The sequence below is a fragment of the Kocuria cellulosilytica genome, assembly GCF_040981245.1.
Lineage (GTDB): Bacteria > Actinomycetota > Actinomycetes > Actinomycetales > Micrococcaceae > Kocuria > Kocuria cellulosilytica.
In genome coordinates, this window is the sequence record NZ_JAVFWZ010000010.1 from 152,871 (window position 1) to 168,723 (window position 15,853).

Consider the following 15,853-nt stretch of genomic DNA (forward strand, 5'->3'; position numbering starts at 1 on the left):
GCCGGCCCGGTGCCTCAGCGCTCCGGCTCGAAGCAGCTCGTCAGCGTGCCCACGTCCTCGAGGTCCTCGAGACGTGCCACCGTGGCCGCCGCCCGATCGGCGCGCGCGGCCGTGATCCGGCGGGAGAAGGCCGTGTTGAGCCGGTACTTCTCCAGGATCTGCTCCTCGGACAGCGGCGCGTGGTGGACGTCGCCGCGCGGGGCGTCCACCCGCTGCCGGCGGACGCTGCCGTCGGAGAGACGGACCTCGACCTCCGCCGTCAGCACCTCGCGGTCGTCGAGCGTGCCGCGGATCTCGGTGACGTCCAGGAGGGCCCGGACCCGGGGGTCGGCCATGGCCTGCGGCCCGAGGTGCTCCGGGCGGACCGTGCCGAAGACCAGTGCTGCCGCCGCCGTGTACTGGATGCTGAAGGCGGCGGAGACCTCGGGGCACTCCCCCGGGTCGAAGGGCCGGCCGACGAAGCCGCCGGCCGTCCGGGGGGTCACGTGGACGACCACCTGCTCGATCCGTTCCGGGTCGATTCCGTCCTCCTCGAGCAGCCGCACGCAGGCGTCCAGCGAGGGGTGCGCGGCGCGGCAGCACGACCAGGGCTTGATCACGGCGTCCGCGTAGAACTCCTCCCCCAGGCGCTCGACCATCACCTCCGGATCCGGGTCCGCGCAGTAGGTCTGCAGGAACCCGAACCGGCCGCCCAGCGGGTCCTCCGGCCCGGTCACGCCCGCCGCGGCCATCTCGGCCGCGGTGATCGCGTTCCGTGCCGCGAAGGCCATGGGCAGCTTGAAGACGCCGGCCCCGTCGAAGATGCCGGCCACGGTGCCCGCGAGCTGGTTGACGGCGATGCCGACCGCGTGCCGGGTGCGGGTCTCGTCCAGTCCCATGAGCAGGCAGGCGACCACCGTGGCCCCCACGCCGTTGACGGTGCCCGTGTTGTCCTGGCCGGAGTAGACGTCGAAGCCCGAGCCGAACGCGAGCCGGGCGGCGATGTCCTCGCCCGCCAGCAGGGCCGCCAGGAGCTGCCGGCCGTCGGCCCGCTCGCGCTCCCCGACCGCCAGGGCGACGGGCACGGTCGTTCCGGTGATGTGCGCCGCGACCTGTCGCCGCCCCGGCCCCTCGGCGCCGACGGGCTCGAAGTCGAACGAGCGCATGAGGGCCGCGTTGAGCATCGCGGCGTGGTGTGCCGGGATCCTGCGCCCGTCCCCCAGGACGGGCGCGTCCTCGCGCCCGCCCCAGCCGACGACGGTCTCGACCAGCTGCTCCATGCCCTGGGCACGGTGGCCGGCGGCGATGTTGCCGAGGGCGTCGAGCATCCGGTGCCGGGCCCGTTCCAGCACGGCGGCGCCGAAGTCCTCGAACCGGACCCGGTGGGCGTGGTGGAGCAGACGGTCCGTGAGGGTGCCCTGTGCCGTGAGCTGTCCGTCGCCGCCCACCTCAGGCCTCGTCCCCGCGCGTCCCGTGGCCCGCGCCCACGGTCTCCCGCGGGGCGCGGCGGGTGGCGATGCGCTTGGTGGCCTTGAAGCGGGCGCGCTCCAGGTGGGTGCTCTGCATCCCCTCCGCGCCCTCGGGGACGCGCCGGATGCAGACCAGGCCGGCCACGAGCACGGCGATCCAGAAGACGCCGACCAGCGGCAGGCCGCCGGCGATCATCAGGCCCGTGACGATCATGGGCGTGAAGCCCGCCCCGAGCGTGGAGGCCAGCTGATAGGACAGCGAGGCGCCGGTGTAGCGCACCCGCGGCGGGAACAGCTCGGAGATGAAGGCCCCGATCGGCCCGGCGAGGATGCCCTGGACCAGGCCGTTGCCGATGAGGATCGCCGCGACGAACAGCCAGGGGCTGCCGCTCGTGAGCATCACCAGGATCGGCCAGGCGAGGACGATCCCGGCCACGGCACCGATCGTGAGCACGGTCCGGCGGCCGATGCGGTCGCTCATCCGGGCGGCCAGGAAGGAGACGGCCACGGTGACGATCGCCGCGACGCCCTTCCAGTTGAGGACCCACTCGCGGGCGATGCCGTTGTTGACGGCCTGCGCCACGCCCCAGGACGTCAGGATGCCCTGGCAGGCGTAGAAGCCGAGGCTGGCGACCAGGGTCAGGCCCACGGTCTTGGAGTGGCGGGCCAGGATCTCGCCCAGCGGGGTCTTCCGGGTTTCCTTGACCTGCTCGGCCTCGGCGGCCAGCTGCTGGAACACCGGCGACTCGGCCACCTTGAGGCGGATCACCATGCCGATGACGATGAGCACGGCGCTCAGCAGGAACGGCACGCGCCAGCCCCACTCGAGGAACTGGTCACCGGTGAGGGCCGACGTCGCGGAGACCACCAGCGTGGCCAGCAGACCGCCCACCGGGCCGCCGGCGTTGGCGAAGGCCGCGGCGAACCCACGGCGGGAGGCGGGGGCGTGCTCCAGGGCCATGAGCGTGGCACCGCCCCACTCGCCGCCGACAGAGATCCCCTGCACCATGCGCAGGAGGACCAGGATCACCGGAGAGATCCAGCCGATCACGTCCGGGGTGGGCAGCAGGCCGATGGCGATCGTGGCGACGCCCATCATCATCATCGACACCACGAGCATCTGCTTGCGGCCCACCCGGTCGCCGAAGTGGCCGAAGACCAGGCCGCCCAGGGGCCGCGCCAGGTAGCCGGCGGCCAGGGTGCCGAAGGAGGCGAAGAGCGCCAGGGCCGGGTCGAGGTTCGCGAAGAAGACCTTGTCGAAGACGATGGCGGCCGCCGTCGCGTACAGGATGAAGTCGTAGTACTCGATGATCGAGCCCAGCATGCTGGACCCGAGCACTCGCCGGAGGTCCTTCGTGTTCAGGGTGTCGTTCGGGGTCGACGGATGGCCGCCGGCCCGGGAGGGCGGGTTCTGCTGATCCATGGTGCTCCAACTTCCGGGTGCCAGGGACACCGGGGCTTCCACGCCGCAGCCGTCGGACCGGGAGGTCCGACAGGGACGATGACGGCTGGCTGATATGAGGGGTGCTTCACGTCGTCGGGAGCACCGTTGTCAGGACGGGTCAGGCCGAGGTGAGGCGGCGCACCACAGGAGGAATGCCGAAGTCGCGGAAGTCCAGCGGACGGTAGTCGCTCCACATGTTCCACCAGTTGTCCTCGGCGCCCCAGACGATCGGGTCCCGGTTGTCGTCGTAGATCTGCTCCAGATCCGTGTACAGCTCCACGACCGCTCCCGAATGCTCGACATAGTATGCGGCGATGTTGTGACCTGCACCATGGCGCACAGGGCCCCAGATGAGGTCCCGGCCGACCTTGTTCAGCCGGTCCCCCAGCTTGGCCAGGTCCGCCACGGACTGCGTCTGCCACGCGTGGTGGTGGAACGTGCCCTTGCCGGGGAGCAGGGCGATCCCGTGGTGGTCCGGATTGCACCGCATGAAGTAGGCGTAGTCGTCACCGATCACGTCGGAGAGGCGGAAGTCCAGGACGCGCTGCAGGAACTGCATCATGGAGCGCGAGTTGCGGGGGTGGAAGTTGATGTGACCGTAGCGGTCCGGCCCGAACCCCTTCTGCGCGGCCACGTCCGCCTGCCGGCCGATGGTGATCTCGAAGACGTACCCCTCGGGGCCGACGAAGCTGAAGCCGTCCTCCACCCCGGCGGTGCGGGGAAGCTCGGACAGGACCTCGAGGTTCTCGTCCTGGACCCGGCGGCGGATGGTCTTCAGGGCGTCGCCGTCGCGGGCCACCAGCCCGAGGGAGTCCACGCCGTTGACGTCCGACTCCCGGTAGACGAGTTCGTGGTGCACCTCACCAGCGGCCAGGTACACGGCATCGCCCGCCCGCTCGGTGACGCGCAGCCCGAGCAGCTGCGTCGCATCCCAGACGGAGGCGTCGAGGTCGGTGGTCTGGATGCCCACGTGCCCCATCTCGCTGATCAGTCCCCAGGACATATCTGCTTCCTCATTCCTCTCGTGTCCGGTGGCGCCCCGTGGCCCACCGGTCCGGTCCGCTGGGTTCAGTTGGCGACGGCGACGGGCTGCGGCACGGCTGCGCCGGCCTCGGGGATGCCGGCTTCCTCGAACAGCGCGCGGTACGCACCGGTCTCCCCCTTGGCCTGGGCCTTGCGGTGGTCGAGCCCCCGGGCCCGCCCCACCGAGCCGAGGTAGAAGCGCTCGTACAGCTCGTTGCGCGATCCCAGCGCGGACCCGGCGAAGTCCCACGCGGTGCGGAAGATCCGCGCCCGCTCCTGGGCGGAGATGCCCTGGGCTCCCGGCAGGTACTTCTCCACCAGCGGCCCCAGCCGGGGGTGGTCGAAGGCCGCCGCGGTCGGCGTGGCCAGCAGGTTGTGCGAGCCCAGGGTCTTGATGATGTCGTTCACCCGCGCCATCCAGATCGGCATCATGGTGCGCAGGGACGAGATGTCGTCGTGGCAGAACCAGGCGCCCCCGCCCCAGTCCGAGGACTTCACCTCGGCGGAGTGGACCACGGCCCGGGCGATGCGCAGATAGGAGTAGATCTCACCCAGCAGCGCGGCCGTCTCGGGCTTGCTGTCCGTGCCGGTGGCCTTGGCCATCTGCACGCACAGGTCGTAGGCGAACTCCAGCTTCACGCAGGCCCGGACGGCGGTCTGCTGCTGGGTGTTGCCGGTGGCGGTGCCCCCGTTGAGCCGGTTGTAGACGTCGAGGTTGCCGTCGATGAAGACCCGGTGCCAGGGCACCAGGACGTCCTCGAAGATGACGACGGCGTCCTGCTCGTCGAAACGGGCCGAGAACGGCCGGTCCACGACCTCCATGTCGACCACGTAGGGATCCCGGCACACCGAGACCACCCCGGGAGTGCTGACCGGGATCGCGAAGGAGACGGCGTGGGCCTCGTCCCCCGGGCGGATCGGGGTGGCGGGGTACACGTAGAGCTCGTCGGCGATCGGGCCGAGGGTCGCAAGCATCTTGGCGCCGCGCACCACGAGGCCGTCGACGGTCCGGTCGACCACGCGCAGGGTCAGGTCCTCGTTGACGCCCTCGAACTCGCCGGTCGACTTGTCGATGGCCGCGTGCACGATGGTGTGGGTCAGCGCCAGGTCGCCGTCGACGACCTCGCGCTGGTAGGCCGCCAGGCGGTCGTGGAAGACGGGGTCGCCGTACTGCTCGAAGATGTCGCGACGAGCGACGTGGCCGGCCAGCACCACGTTCACGTAGTCCGGGGTGCGTCCCAGCATGCCGACGGAGTAGCGGGCGAGACGGTCGAAGGCCACGTGCCGGCGCTCGATGTCCTCCGCGCTGCGCGGCAGCAGGTGGGAGACGTTCATCTGCCCCCCGCCCGGGGCCGGCATGAGGACGTCCTCGGCGTGGTCGTGCTGGTAGTCGAAGTAGCCCGCCATCCCCTCGATGGACCGCGCCAGCGCGGGGTGGGTGGTGATGTCGATCTGTTCGTCGCCCAGCCACACCTCGCGGCCGTCGTTCAGGCCGGCCTTGTACTGGACTCCAGTCCTGGCAGTCATCTCGTCTCCCATGGTTCGCTCTGGTGCATTTTGATCTACAAAATATTTTCTCTGCGCCCGAGTCTACGATGAGGTTGTGATGCACGCAATAGTCGCGAGAAGCTGACCAGAGATGTTCCAGTGGCAGAATGCAAAACCTGAAGATCGAGCTGGCTGATCGTTTCTTGCACACGGTGTACATGATCGACGCAGAACGTAGACTGACCGCATGGCCAAACGGACAGACGCAGAAACGCTCTCCAAGCACATCCGCGACGAGCTGCGCATCAACATGCTCAGCGGACAGTGGGCGCCGGGCGACCGCCTGCAGCTGAACCAGATCTCGGAGCAGTTCAACACGTCGTCCACGGTCGTCCGGGAGGCGCTCACGCGCCTGGCGGGCGAGCGGCTGGTGGTCCTGCGCCCCAACCGCGGCTTCTTCGTGCCCACCCTGTCCCTGGACGAGCTGCGGGACATCACCGAGCTGCGGTGCGTCAACGAGCAGTTCGGGGTCACCCTGGCCATCGAGCGCGGCGACCTGGCGTGGGAGGGCGAGCTCATGGCCGCGCACCACACGATGGAGCGCACACCCAGCCGGGACGAGGACAACCGGCTGACCGCCGAGTGGGCCGCCGCACACCAGGCGTTCCACGCCCAGCTGCTCGCCGCCTGCGGCATCCCGGCGCTGGTCGACCTGACGAACACGCTGTCCGACCTGGCGCAGCTCTACAACTGCTGGGCGACCTCTGCGACGAACTGGACCGGGCGGGACCTCTCCGCCGAGCACCAGGCCATTCTCGACGCCGCCCTGGCCCGCGACGCGGATGCCGCCTCGAGCCTGCTGGCCGACCACTACCGGGGCACCCTGGAGGCGATCGCCACGCTCGGCGTGGAGGTGGGCCTGCCGGCGTCGGCCTGAGGACCGTCCGCCGGCAGGCCCGGCGGCCTCAGCCGACGTCGCGGTACCGCGCGGGCCAGACCCCCTGCTTGCCCGGCGCCAGGATGCCGGCGGGATCCACGGCGTCCTTCAGCCGCTCCTGGAAGCGCCGGACGGCATGGTGGTTGAAGTCGAACCCCTCGGCGATGCGGTCCATGTAGTCCACATGGCTGCGGTAGGGCGCGTACCCGCGGCGACGGGCGGCGTCCAGCAGCCGGCCGTACAGCTCCCGGGCGCGGCCGAGCATCTCCTCGTTGTCGTTCTCGAAGTAGATCATGGTGACGTGCACCATGTGCCGGGGGTACAGGTGGTAGCCGATGTACAGGTCGAAGCCGTGCTCGGTGTACAGGTCCTTGACCTCCTGGTAGAAGTCCCAGACCTCTTCCCCGCGGGCCGGCAGAATCGGGGCGGCATCGATGTGCCCGCCGTTCTCGGCCATGTAGTTGATCGTGCCCAGGGGCTTGAGCGTGGGCACGCCGGCCATCTGGGTGCGGTCCTGGTCGGCGATGTCCGCGTAGGCGACGCGCGCCCCCTCGGGCCCTTCGTAGAGCCGTGCGTTGACCGTGAAGCCCTCCAGGTCCGCGAACCGCTCCCGGATGATCTCCAGGCGGCGCTCGGCCAGGCCCTTGTCCCCGTAGATGCCGAACTTCGCGTTCCACTGGCCGATGCCCAGCTCCTGGCGGATCTCCTCGAGGCGCTCGGGCGGGATGGACCCCTCCCCCTGGTACCACCGGGACCGCGGGCCGTTCATGGTCACCGCCCGCACCACGTTCCCGCACAGCGCGTTGTTCTGGATGACGTCCTCGCGCCGCAGCTGGGTGAGGACGTCGATCAGCTTCGGCAGGTCCTCCTCCCGCTCGACGGTGACGTCACCGTTGACATAGACCTCCGGCCACGGCATCAGCCAGAGCCCGATGCTCGTCACGACACCCAGGTTGGACTGGGTGAACAACCCGTCGAGCGTGGGCCCGAAGCCGCCCTGGAAGATCGGTCCCAGATCGGTCCCGTCCATCGCGCCCATCCCGGTCCGCAGGAGTTCGCCGTCCGGCAGCACGACCTCCATGCCGCAGATCTGCTTGGCGTGGTCCCCCAGCGGGGTCATGCCGTAGCCGCGGTCGAGCGCGTTGCCCAGGACGGAGCCCCAGCCCAGCGCCGGGACGGAGAGCCAGACCTTCAGTCCGCGCTCCTGGATGTGCTCGAACAGGTCGAAGAACGTCACCCCGGGCTCGATGACGGCGTAGCACAGCCGGTCGTCCACCTCGAGAATGCGGTTCATGCGCCCCAGGTCGAGGGCGACCGTGCTCCGGTCCCGCGGTTCCGGTCCGCCGTACCCGAGGTTCTTGCCGCAGGAGAACGTCCACAGCGGGGTTCCGGTCTCGTTGGCGAGCCGGACCAGGGCCTGCACCTCGGCGGTGTTCGCGGGGCGCACCCCGGGCCAGGGCGACCGGCCGGGCTGCAGCGGATAGGGGTCGCGGTAGCCCTCCTCGACCTCCGGGCGGATCACGTGCTCGGCCCCGACGATGCTCTCGGCCCGGCGCAGGAAGTCCTCCCGCGCGGTCTCGACGTCGAGGCCGCGCCCCACGGACAGTTCAGTCATTGTCATACCTCTCTCAGCTTGGTGGACGGGCCGGGACCGCGTCGGCCGGGCTCCGCATCGGGCGGGTCCGGGTGCGTGGTGCGGCTGCGCCGCACCGGCCGGGCAGCAGCCCTCAGGCCGGCAGGAGCGACGTGGAGACCTCGGGCAGGCCCAGGTTCTCCCGGAACGTGGCGCCCTCGTACTCGGCACGGAAGTACCCGCGGTCCTGCAGCTCGGGGACGAGCTTGTCGCAGATCAGCCGGAAGCCGCCCGGATTGAAGGGCGAGTTCAGGTTGAAGCCGTCACAGGCCTTGGACTCGAACCAGTCGACCATCCGGTCGGCGACCTGGGAGGGAGTCCCGGCCATCCACTGGTGGCCGGTGGAACGGGCGAGGTCCACGATCAGCTCGCGCAGGGTCATCCCCATCTCCACGGACTTCGTCCGGTAGATCTTGTAGCGGCTGCCGTAGGCGTCGTCGTCGCGGAACCACTCCGCCGGGATGCGCTCGTCGTAGTCCAGCTCGGACAGGTCCATGCGCAGGTCGGCACCGACCTGCGCCCGTCCGTTCTCCAGGTGCACGTGGCGGCCCAGCTCGTCGGCGAGCTCGCGGGCCTCCGCCTCGGTGTCACCGATGATCGGCAGGATGCCCGGGACGATCTTGACGTGGTCCGGGTTGCGCCCCTTGTCCTTGGCCATCTGCTTGAACGCGGCGTAGAACTCGATCGAGCGCCCCTTGTCAGGCTGCGCGGTGTAGATCATGTCGCCGACCGAGGAGCCGAGGTCCATGCCGGGGCCGGAAGACCCTGCCTGCGCGAGCACCGGGTGCCGCTGCGGGCTGGTGGGCATGTTCAGCGGCCCCTGGACGCGGAAGAACTCGCCCTCGTGGTCGATCGGGTGCAGGCGGTGCCGGTCGAGGTACTCCCCGGAGCCGCGGTCCACGATCACCGCACCGTCGTCCCAGGAGTCCCAGAGGCGTCGCACCACGTCGACGAACTCGGTGGCCCGGCGGTAACGGGTCGCGGGATCCGGCGCCTCCTCGATCCCGTAGTTCTGGAAGCCGTCGGAGGAGGTCACGATGTTCCAGCCGGCACGTCCGCCCGACATGTGGTCGAGGCCGCAGAGCTGCCGGGCCACGTTGTAGGGCTCCGAGAACGAGGTGGAGATCGTGCCCACCAGACCGATGTGCTTCGTCCGCGCGGCGAGCGCCGACAGCACCGTGACCGGCTCGTAGAAGCCGTTCATCTTGATGTCCCCGCGCAACAGCGTGTTGGCGTGCACCACGTCCCCGAAGAAGACGGCGTCCAGCTTCGCCGCCTCGGCCATCTGGGTGAGTTCGAGGACGAAGTCGAGGTTGCCCAGCTCCTCCGCCCTGCTGCCGTCCATGCGCCAGCTGTCCTTGTGGTACCCCGCAGGGAGCATGAAGGTCGTCAGAATCATGTGCTGGGCCGGCTTGGAAGTGCTCATCAGCGCTCGTCCTTTCCAAAGAGTCGAACCCGTCCCGGCGTCGAGCGGGAACGGAGTGGCGCGGGGCTACTGAGATCGTCATCACACAGCATGTCCCACCGGACGACATTTTTCCAGCTTTCGCGCACAATCGAGCTGAGAATATTTTCTGCTTGCCAAATATGCGCCGGCCTGGTTAGCGTGAGACCCACGTCACCGCGCGGCACCACGCCCTTCCCGAGGACGGTGCGAGGACGCAAGCCACCCGACTCGATGGGAGAACTCTGTGAACTACGTCAGCTTCTCGGCCCCGGACGGCAGCGCCACCTGGGGCGTGGCCGCCCGAGGCGCCGTGCACGACCTCGGCCCCTCCGGCAAGGCCCTGGCCCCCTCGCTCCACGCGGCAGTGGCTGAGGGCGTCTTCGGGCGTCTGAGCCTCGACGACCTCGAGGGCGCCCCCACGCACGCCGAGGAGGACGTCACGTTCCTGCCCTGCCTGATCGAGCCCGGGAAGATCATCTGCATCGGCGTCAACTACCAGACCCATCAGGAGGAGTCCGGCAAGACGGGCCAGACGGCACCGACGGTCTTCACCCGGTTCCCGGACACGCAGATGGGCCACCTCGCGCCGGCGGTCAAGCCCGCCTCCACCGGGAAGTTCGACTACGAGGGCGAGATGGCCCTGGTGATCGGGAAGGAGGCGTGGCACGTGGCCCCGGAGGACGCCTTCGACCACGTCGCCGGATACGCCAACTACAACGACTTCTCGGTGCGCGACTGGCAGAAGGCCGCCAGCCAGTGGATCCCCGGGAAGAACTTCCCGGCCACCGGTGGGTTCGGCCCCTACCTGGTCCCGGCCTCGGACGTGGGCGACGTCCGCGAGCTGACGCTCGAGACCCGCGTCAACGGCGAGGTTCGCCAGCACGCCTCGGTCGCCGACCTGTACTTCGACATCCCCACGCTGATCAGCTACGTCACCGGGTTCACCCGCCTGCGCCCCGGCGACGTCGTCGTCACGGGCACCCCCGGCGGAGTCGGCCTGTTCTGGGGTGAGGACGGACTGCTGAACGCGGGCGACGAGGTCGAGGTCGAGGTGACCGGCCTGGGCGTGCTGCGCAACACCGTGGTGGACGAGTCCGCCGCGGAGCCGGCCGCACAGGGCACCGACTCCCTGGCGCACGCCGGCTGAGACCGGGAGCCGCGGACAGGCCCGAGCAGAGCGGCGGCCGTCCGGCCCTGGCGTCCTTCGACGACGCGGGAGCCGGACGGCCGCCGCTCTGCCATGTCCGCCCGCGCAGCGGTCGCGCCTGCCGCGTCAGGACCCCGCGGCGGGGAGCATCGGCCGGTGCTCGTAGAAGGACTGCAGCACCACGGTGGTGCGGGTGTTGACGGAGGCCACGTGGCGCACCTCGTTGACGAGCGCCTCGAGCGCCTTCGGCGAGGCGACCCGGACGAACAGCATGTAGGCGGCGTCCCCGGCCACCGAGTGGCAGGCCTCGATCGCCGTGATCGACTGCAGGAGCTCGGGGGCGTTGTCGGGCTGGCGGGGATCGAGCGGGGTGAGCTCGATGAAGGCCGCGAGCGGCTTGCCGATGGCCTCGGGGTCGAGGATCGCCTGGTAGCCGGTGATCACGCCGCTGCTCTCCAGCTTGCGCAGGCGCGCCTGCACGGCCGAGACCGAGAGGCCCACGCGTTCGGACAGCTGGGCCAGGGTGGCGCGCGGGTCGTGGGAGACCTCGGTGGCCAGTCGCACGTCCATGGGGTCGTCCATGGGCCGAACGCTATCAGCCGAGCGCGCCGAGGGTGTTGACACCCCCCTGCGCTCATGTGAATATTCCTGTGTGTGACCGGCATCACCGGAAAATTTCCGTTGACTTCACGACAGGAGGGTTTCAATGTCCACGTCTCTGCAGGCGGTTCAGGCCATCATCGGCGAGCCTGAGGTCGTCGAGGACGCCCGCACCGTGGAGTCGAGCCCCGCCTGGCTCCGGCTGAGGTCGGCGGCCACCGCCCTGCAGGCCCTGCAGGTCAAGGACGGGTCGATCCCCGATCCCGCCGACCACGCAGCGGCGCGCGAGCAGGTCGGGGTGATCGTGGAGTCGATCGCCGAGCTCGCCCCGCTGTTCCCGCACGACGCGGCGTACCTGGCGGCGCTGCCCGGTGACTTCGCGCGCTGGGCGGACGGCGGCTTCGGGGAGCCGGACTTCCTCGACTCCCTCGTCGAGTTCCAGCCGCAGCGCCACCGCGTCGACGGCATCCGGCACCTCGTCGTGTTCCCGATGTACACCCAGAACGGCTCGGCGAACCGGCACGTCGAGGCCCTGCTCGTGGAGGCGATCTGGCCGGAGTTCATCGCCGAGCTCGAGGCCGGGGACTACGGCAACAAGGCGTTCGTGTCCCTGCGGCTGATCGACTTCACCCCGGGCTACGACTCGAACTCGGCGGTGCTGTTCCCCGAGACGGTCGCCGTGCGGGAGATCCCGGCCTTCACCTGGGGCGCGATCTTCCAGGACCGCGAGGCGGCGCGCTACCGCCGCGTGGTCACCGCGGCCGCCGGCATCACCAGGCTGGACCTGCCCGAGGACGCCGCGGCGCTGCTCGCCGACCAGGACCTCGCCGAGAAGACGTTCGTGATGTGGGACATCATCCATGACCGCACGCACATGCGCGGGGACCTGCCGTTCGACCCCTTCATGATCAAGCAGCGGATGCCGTTCTTCCTGTACTCCCTGGAGGAACTGCGCTGCGACCTGACCGCGTTCCGGGAGTCGGTCACGATCGAGCGGGCGCTCACGGCGCGCAGCGCGGCCGGCGAGGAGCTCACCGGGACCGAGGAGCAGACCCGCCGGCACGGGAAGCTCGTGCAGTACGCGGTGATCTTCGACCGGATCTTCCGGTTCGCCCTCACCGGGTCGCGGGTGCGCAACTACGACGGGCTGGGCGGTCAGCTGCTGTTCGCGTGGCTCCACCGCAAGCACGTCCTGCAGTGGCGCGACGTCGAGCTCAGCTTCGACTGGGACCGGGTCGCCGACGCGGTCGTCGAGCTCGGCGAGGCGATCGACCAGCTGTACTGGGAGTCGATCGACCGGCCGAAGACCGTGCACTGGATGAAGGCGTACGAGCTGATCGCCTCCGTCGTGCCCCCGAACCCCGCGTCGACGTGGGCGGAGGGGCTCCCCCGCGAGGTGCTGGCCGGCCCGCCCAAGGGCTACACGGACCTGGTGCTGGACGACGAGTTCCCGCTGTCGATGTTCTTCGAGTCGCTCGACAAGAAGCTGAAGGGCGTCATCGCCTCGACCACCGGCATCCGCGCCACGGACGTCTGAGCGATGACCGACCTGACCGGCCGCACCGTGCTGATCGCGGGCGCCACCAGTGCGTCCGGCCTGGCGGCGACGCGTGCCCTGACCTCGGCCGGGGCGCACGTCGTCGCCACGGGGCGCCACCCAGACAAGCTCGCGCCCCTCGCAGCACTGGGGGCGGACACGGAGACGCTGGACCTCACGGACGAGCGCGCCGTGCGCGAGCTCCTCGTCCGGCTGCACGACCGCGGCTCGTCGCTCGACGGGCTGCTCCACCTCGTCGGCGGCTGGCGCGGTGGCGGCGGGCTCGCCGGGCAGACGGAGGAGGACTACCGCGCGCTGGAGTCCTCCTTCACCGCGCTGCGGCACCTGAGCCGCGCCGTCGACGACGACCTGCGGGCCTCACCGGCCGGCCGGCTGGCGATCGTGTCCTCGACCGCGGTCCAGCGCCCGCTGGCGGGCGGCGCCAACTACGCCGCCGTGAAGGCCGCGAGCGAGGCGTGGACCCGGGCGGTGGCGCAGGGCTGGGCGAAGGCCGCCCGCGAGGCCGGTGAGCCGCTGCGCGCCGCCGCGGTGATCTTCCGGGTGAAGGCCCTGGCCGGCCTGGAGGACCGCCTCGCGGCCGCCTACGCCGGGCTGTGGGCCGCAGAGGCCTCGGAGCTCAACGACTCGATCATCGAGATCCAGGAACAGGTGAGGAACTGAATGAAGAAGATCCATGACGACCGGCTGCGGGGATTCGCCTCGGACAACTACTCCGGGATCCACCCGGAGGTGCTGGACGCGCTGGCCGAGGCCAACGGCGGCCACCAGATCGCCTACGGCGAGGACGAGTACACGGCACGGCTGCAGGACGTGATCGGGCAGCACTTCGGCGAGGGCACTTCGGTGTGGCCGATGTTCAACGGCACGGGCGCCAACGTGGTCGGGCTGCAGTCGATGCTCCCGCGCTGGGGCGCGGTGATCTGCGCGGACACGGCGCACATCCACGTCGACGAGGGCGGTGCGCCCGAGAAGTCCGCCGGCATCAAGCTCCTCCCCGTCCCCACGGGGAACGGCAAGCTCACGCCCGAGCTGATCGCGGCGGAGGCCTGGGGCTGGGGGGACGAGCACCGCGCCCAGCCGCTCGTCGTCTACCTCACCCAGTCCACCGAGCTCGGCACCCTCTACACGCCGGAGGAGATCCGGGCCGTCACGGACTGTGCGCACGCCCACGGCATGTCCGTCTTCCTGGACGGGGCCCGGCTCGCGAACGCGGCGGCCGCCCTGGGGCTGCCCCTGCGCGCCTTCACCACCGACGTGGGCGTCGACGTGCTCTCCCTGGGCGGCACGAAGAACGGGGCGCTGGGCGCCGAGGCCCTGGTGGTCCTGAACGAGGCCGCGTCCCAGGGCCTGGTCTACCTGCGGAAGAACCAGATGCAGCTGGCCTCGAAGATGCGGTTCGTCTCCGCCCAGCTGCTCGCGCTCCTGGACGGGGACCTGTACCTGCGCACCGCGGGCCACGCGAACGCGATGGCCCGGCGCCTGCGCGACGGCATCGAGGCGGGCATCGCCGACGGGTCGCTGCGCGGCATCGCCTTCACGCAGGAGACCCAGGTCAACTCCGTCTTCGCGACCCTCCCCGCCGGCCTCGCGGACCGGCTGCGCCGGCGGTTCCGGTTCTACGACTGGGACCCCGCCACGGGCGAGGTCCGCTGGGTGTGCAGCTTCGACACCACCGAGGAGGACGTCGACGCGTTCCTGTCCGCTCTACGGTCCGAGCTCGCCCCGGTCGGCTGACCCCGGCGGGCGCCCGCCCGCTCCGCGACACCGTGCCCGCGGAGGCAGTTCCCTGCCCCGCCGGCCGAGCACGCCCTCGTCCGTCCGGCGAGCCTGCGGACCCGCAGCCCGTGCTCTCCCCTGCTCCGCCCCAGGAGCTTCCCACCCGTGCCCGCGACCGTCCCTGCTCGACCCCGCGCCCGCACCCGTCCCTGCCCGAAGGAGATCCACCGTGACCGCCACTTCCGCCCTGCGCGCCCGCGCCGGCACCGACCGGCCCGCCTACCGCAGCATCGACCCCGCCACCGGTCAGCTCGTGACCGAGGTCCCCACCGCCACGGACACCGAGGTCCAGGAGGCGCTCGCCGCCGCCGACGCCGCCTTCCGCGACTGGCGCTCCCGTCCGATCGAGGAGCGGGCCGCCGTCGCCGCCCGGGTCGGAGAGCTGTTCGCCGAGCGCGCCGACGAGCTGGCCGTCATCGCCACCCAGGAGATGGGCAAGCCCCTCTCCGAGGCCCGGGACGAGGCCCAGTTCTGCGCCGAGATCTTCGGCTACTTCGCCGAGCACGGCCCGGCCCTCGCCGCCGACCAGGCCCTGCCCACCCCGCACGGGTCGGGGCGGGCCGTGATCCAGCGGCGCCCGGTCGGGGTGCTGCTGGGGATCATGCCGTGGAACTACCCGTACTACCAGGTGGCCCGCTTCGCCGCCCCCAATCTCGTGCTGGGCAACACGATCCTGCTCAAGCACGCCGAGTCCTGCCCGCGCTCGGCCGTGGCCCTCCAGCAGCTGATGGACGACGCCGGCGTGCCCGCCGGGGTGTACACGAACCTCTTCGCCTCCCACGCCCAGATCGAGGACGTCATCGCCGACCCCCGCGTCCAGGGCGTGTCCCTGACCGGCTCCGAGCGGGCCGGGGCGGCGGTCGGGTCGCTCGCCGGGCGGCACCTGAAGAAGGCCGTGCTGGAGCTGGGCGGGTCCGACCCCTACGTGGTGCTCGACACCGACGACGTCGCCGCCTCCGCCCGCGCGGCCTTCGCGACCCGGATGGGCAACACCGGCCAGGCCTGCAACTCCAACAAGCGCATGATCGTCACCGCCGGGATCTTCGACGAGTTCGTGGCCGAGCTGACCCGCCTGGCCGCCGCGCTGGTGCCCGGCGACCCCGCCGTCGAGGCCGACGGCACCTACGCCCCGATGGCCTCCCGCGCCGCCGCCGAGCACCTGGCCGGCCGGCTCCGCGAGGCCGTCGAGGCCGGGGCCACCCTGCACACCGGCGGGACCCTCGCCGAGGGTCCCGGGGCCTACCTGGCCCCGGCCGTGCTCACCGGCGTCACCCCGGGCACGGCCGCCCACCACCAGGAGCTCTTCGGCCCCGTCGCGGTGGTCTACCGGGTGGCCGACGACGACGAGGCGC

At 70.9% G+C, this 15,853-nt stretch carries 13 protein-coding genes; 6 read left to right on the top strand and 7 right to left on the bottom strand.

The window, feature by feature from the left end; genetic code table 11:
* Positions 1–14 precede the first annotated feature (14 nt).
* The 4 genes from RCG67_RS14485 to RCG67_RS14500 all read right to left on the bottom strand — a co-directional run bounded on the left by RCG67_RS14485 (position 15) and on the right by RCG67_RS14500 (position 5,442).
* Entirely contained in the window at positions 15–1,427 is a 1,413-nt protein-coding gene (locus RCG67_RS14485; protein WP_368827271.1) for an MmgE/PrpD family protein, read from the bottom strand.
* Between the two features lies 1 nt (position 1,428).
* A complete protein-coding gene (locus RCG67_RS14490) occupies positions 1,429–2,871 on the bottom strand; it encodes an MFS transporter (RefSeq protein ID WP_368827273.1) in 1,443 nt (480 codons plus the stop codon).
* Positions 2,872–3,010: 139 nt separating this feature from the next.
* Positions 3,011–3,895, bottom strand: a complete 885-nt coding sequence (locus tag RCG67_RS14495; RefSeq protein ID WP_368827275.1) for a VOC family protein — start codon at positions 3,893–3,895, stop codon at positions 3,011–3,013.
* Positions 3,896–3,960: 65 nt separating this feature from the next.
* Positions 3,961–5,442, bottom strand: a complete 1,482-nt coding sequence (locus RCG67_RS14500) for a 4-hydroxyphenylacetate 3-hydroxylase N-terminal domain-containing protein (RefSeq protein WP_368827276.1) — start codon at positions 5,440–5,442, stop codon at positions 3,961–3,963.
* A 208-nt stretch (positions 5,443–5,650) separates the two neighbouring features.
* Between RCG67_RS14500 and RCG67_RS14505 the strand changes: the two genes are divergently transcribed.
* Positions 5,651–6,340 (top strand): GntR family transcriptional regulator, encoded by a 690-nt coding sequence (locus RCG67_RS14505; RefSeq protein WP_368827278.1) that lies wholly within the window; start codon positions 5,651–5,653, stop codon positions 6,338–6,340.
* Between the two features lie 28 nt (positions 6,341–6,368).
* Here RCG67_RS14505 and RCG67_RS14510 read toward each other — a convergent pair whose 3' ends face one another.
* Together RCG67_RS14510 and RCG67_RS14515 are read right to left on the bottom strand one after the other, a co-directional pair.
* The gene (locus RCG67_RS14510) at positions 6,369–7,955 is read right to left on the bottom strand and encodes an FAD-binding oxidoreductase (RefSeq protein WP_368827280.1); all 1,587 of its coding nucleotides are present in this window, start codon (positions 7,953–7,955) and stop codon (positions 6,369–6,371) included.
* 112 nt (positions 7,956–8,067) lie between these two features.
* The gene (locus tag RCG67_RS14515) at positions 8,068–9,399 is read right to left on the bottom strand and encodes an LLM class flavin-dependent oxidoreductase (protein ID WP_368827281.1); all 1,332 of its coding nucleotides are present in this window, start codon (positions 9,397–9,399) and stop codon (positions 8,068–8,070) included.
* A gap of 265 nt (positions 9,400–9,664) precedes the next feature.
* On the opposite strand from RCG67_RS14515, the gene RCG67_RS14520 reads away from it, so the two are divergent.
* Positions 9,665–10,567, top strand: coding sequence for a fumarylacetoacetate hydrolase family protein (locus RCG67_RS14520; RefSeq protein WP_368827282.1), 903 nt, complete (start codon positions 9,665–9,667; stop codon positions 10,565–10,567).
* A 126-nt stretch (positions 10,568–10,693) separates the two neighbouring features.
* Here the strand turns inward: RCG67_RS14520 and RCG67_RS14525 are convergent, their stop codons facing one another.
* On the bottom strand, positions 10,694–11,149 hold the full coding sequence (locus RCG67_RS14525) for an Lrp/AsnC family transcriptional regulator (RefSeq protein WP_058875124.1): 456 nt from the start codon (positions 11,147–11,149) through the stop codon (positions 10,694–10,696).
* 124 nt (positions 11,150–11,273) lie between these two features.
* Between RCG67_RS14525 and RCG67_RS14530 the strand changes: the two genes are divergently transcribed.
* The 4 genes from RCG67_RS14530 to RCG67_RS14545 form a co-directional block, all read left to right on the top strand.
* Positions 11,274–12,704 carry a DUF6421 family protein gene (locus tag RCG67_RS14530; protein WP_368827284.1) on the top strand — a complete coding sequence of 477 codons (1,431 nt, stop codon included), beginning with the start codon at positions 11,274–11,276 and terminating at the stop codon, positions 12,702–12,704.
* A 3-nt stretch (positions 12,705–12,707) separates the two neighbouring features.
* Positions 12,708–13,385 carry an SDR family NAD(P)-dependent oxidoreductase gene (locus tag RCG67_RS14535; protein ID WP_368827286.1) on the top strand — a complete coding sequence of 226 codons (678 nt, stop codon included), beginning with the start codon at positions 12,708–12,710 and terminating at the stop codon, positions 13,383–13,385.
* Positions 13,386–14,459 (top strand): threonine aldolase family protein, encoded by a 1,074-nt coding sequence (locus RCG67_RS14540; protein ID WP_368827287.1) that lies wholly within the window; start codon positions 13,386–13,388, stop codon positions 14,457–14,459.
* A gap of 211 nt (positions 14,460–14,670) precedes the next feature.
* On the top strand, positions 14,671–15,853 hold a 1,183-nt coding region (locus tag RCG67_RS14545; protein WP_368827288.1), incomplete at its 3' end, for an aldehyde dehydrogenase family protein.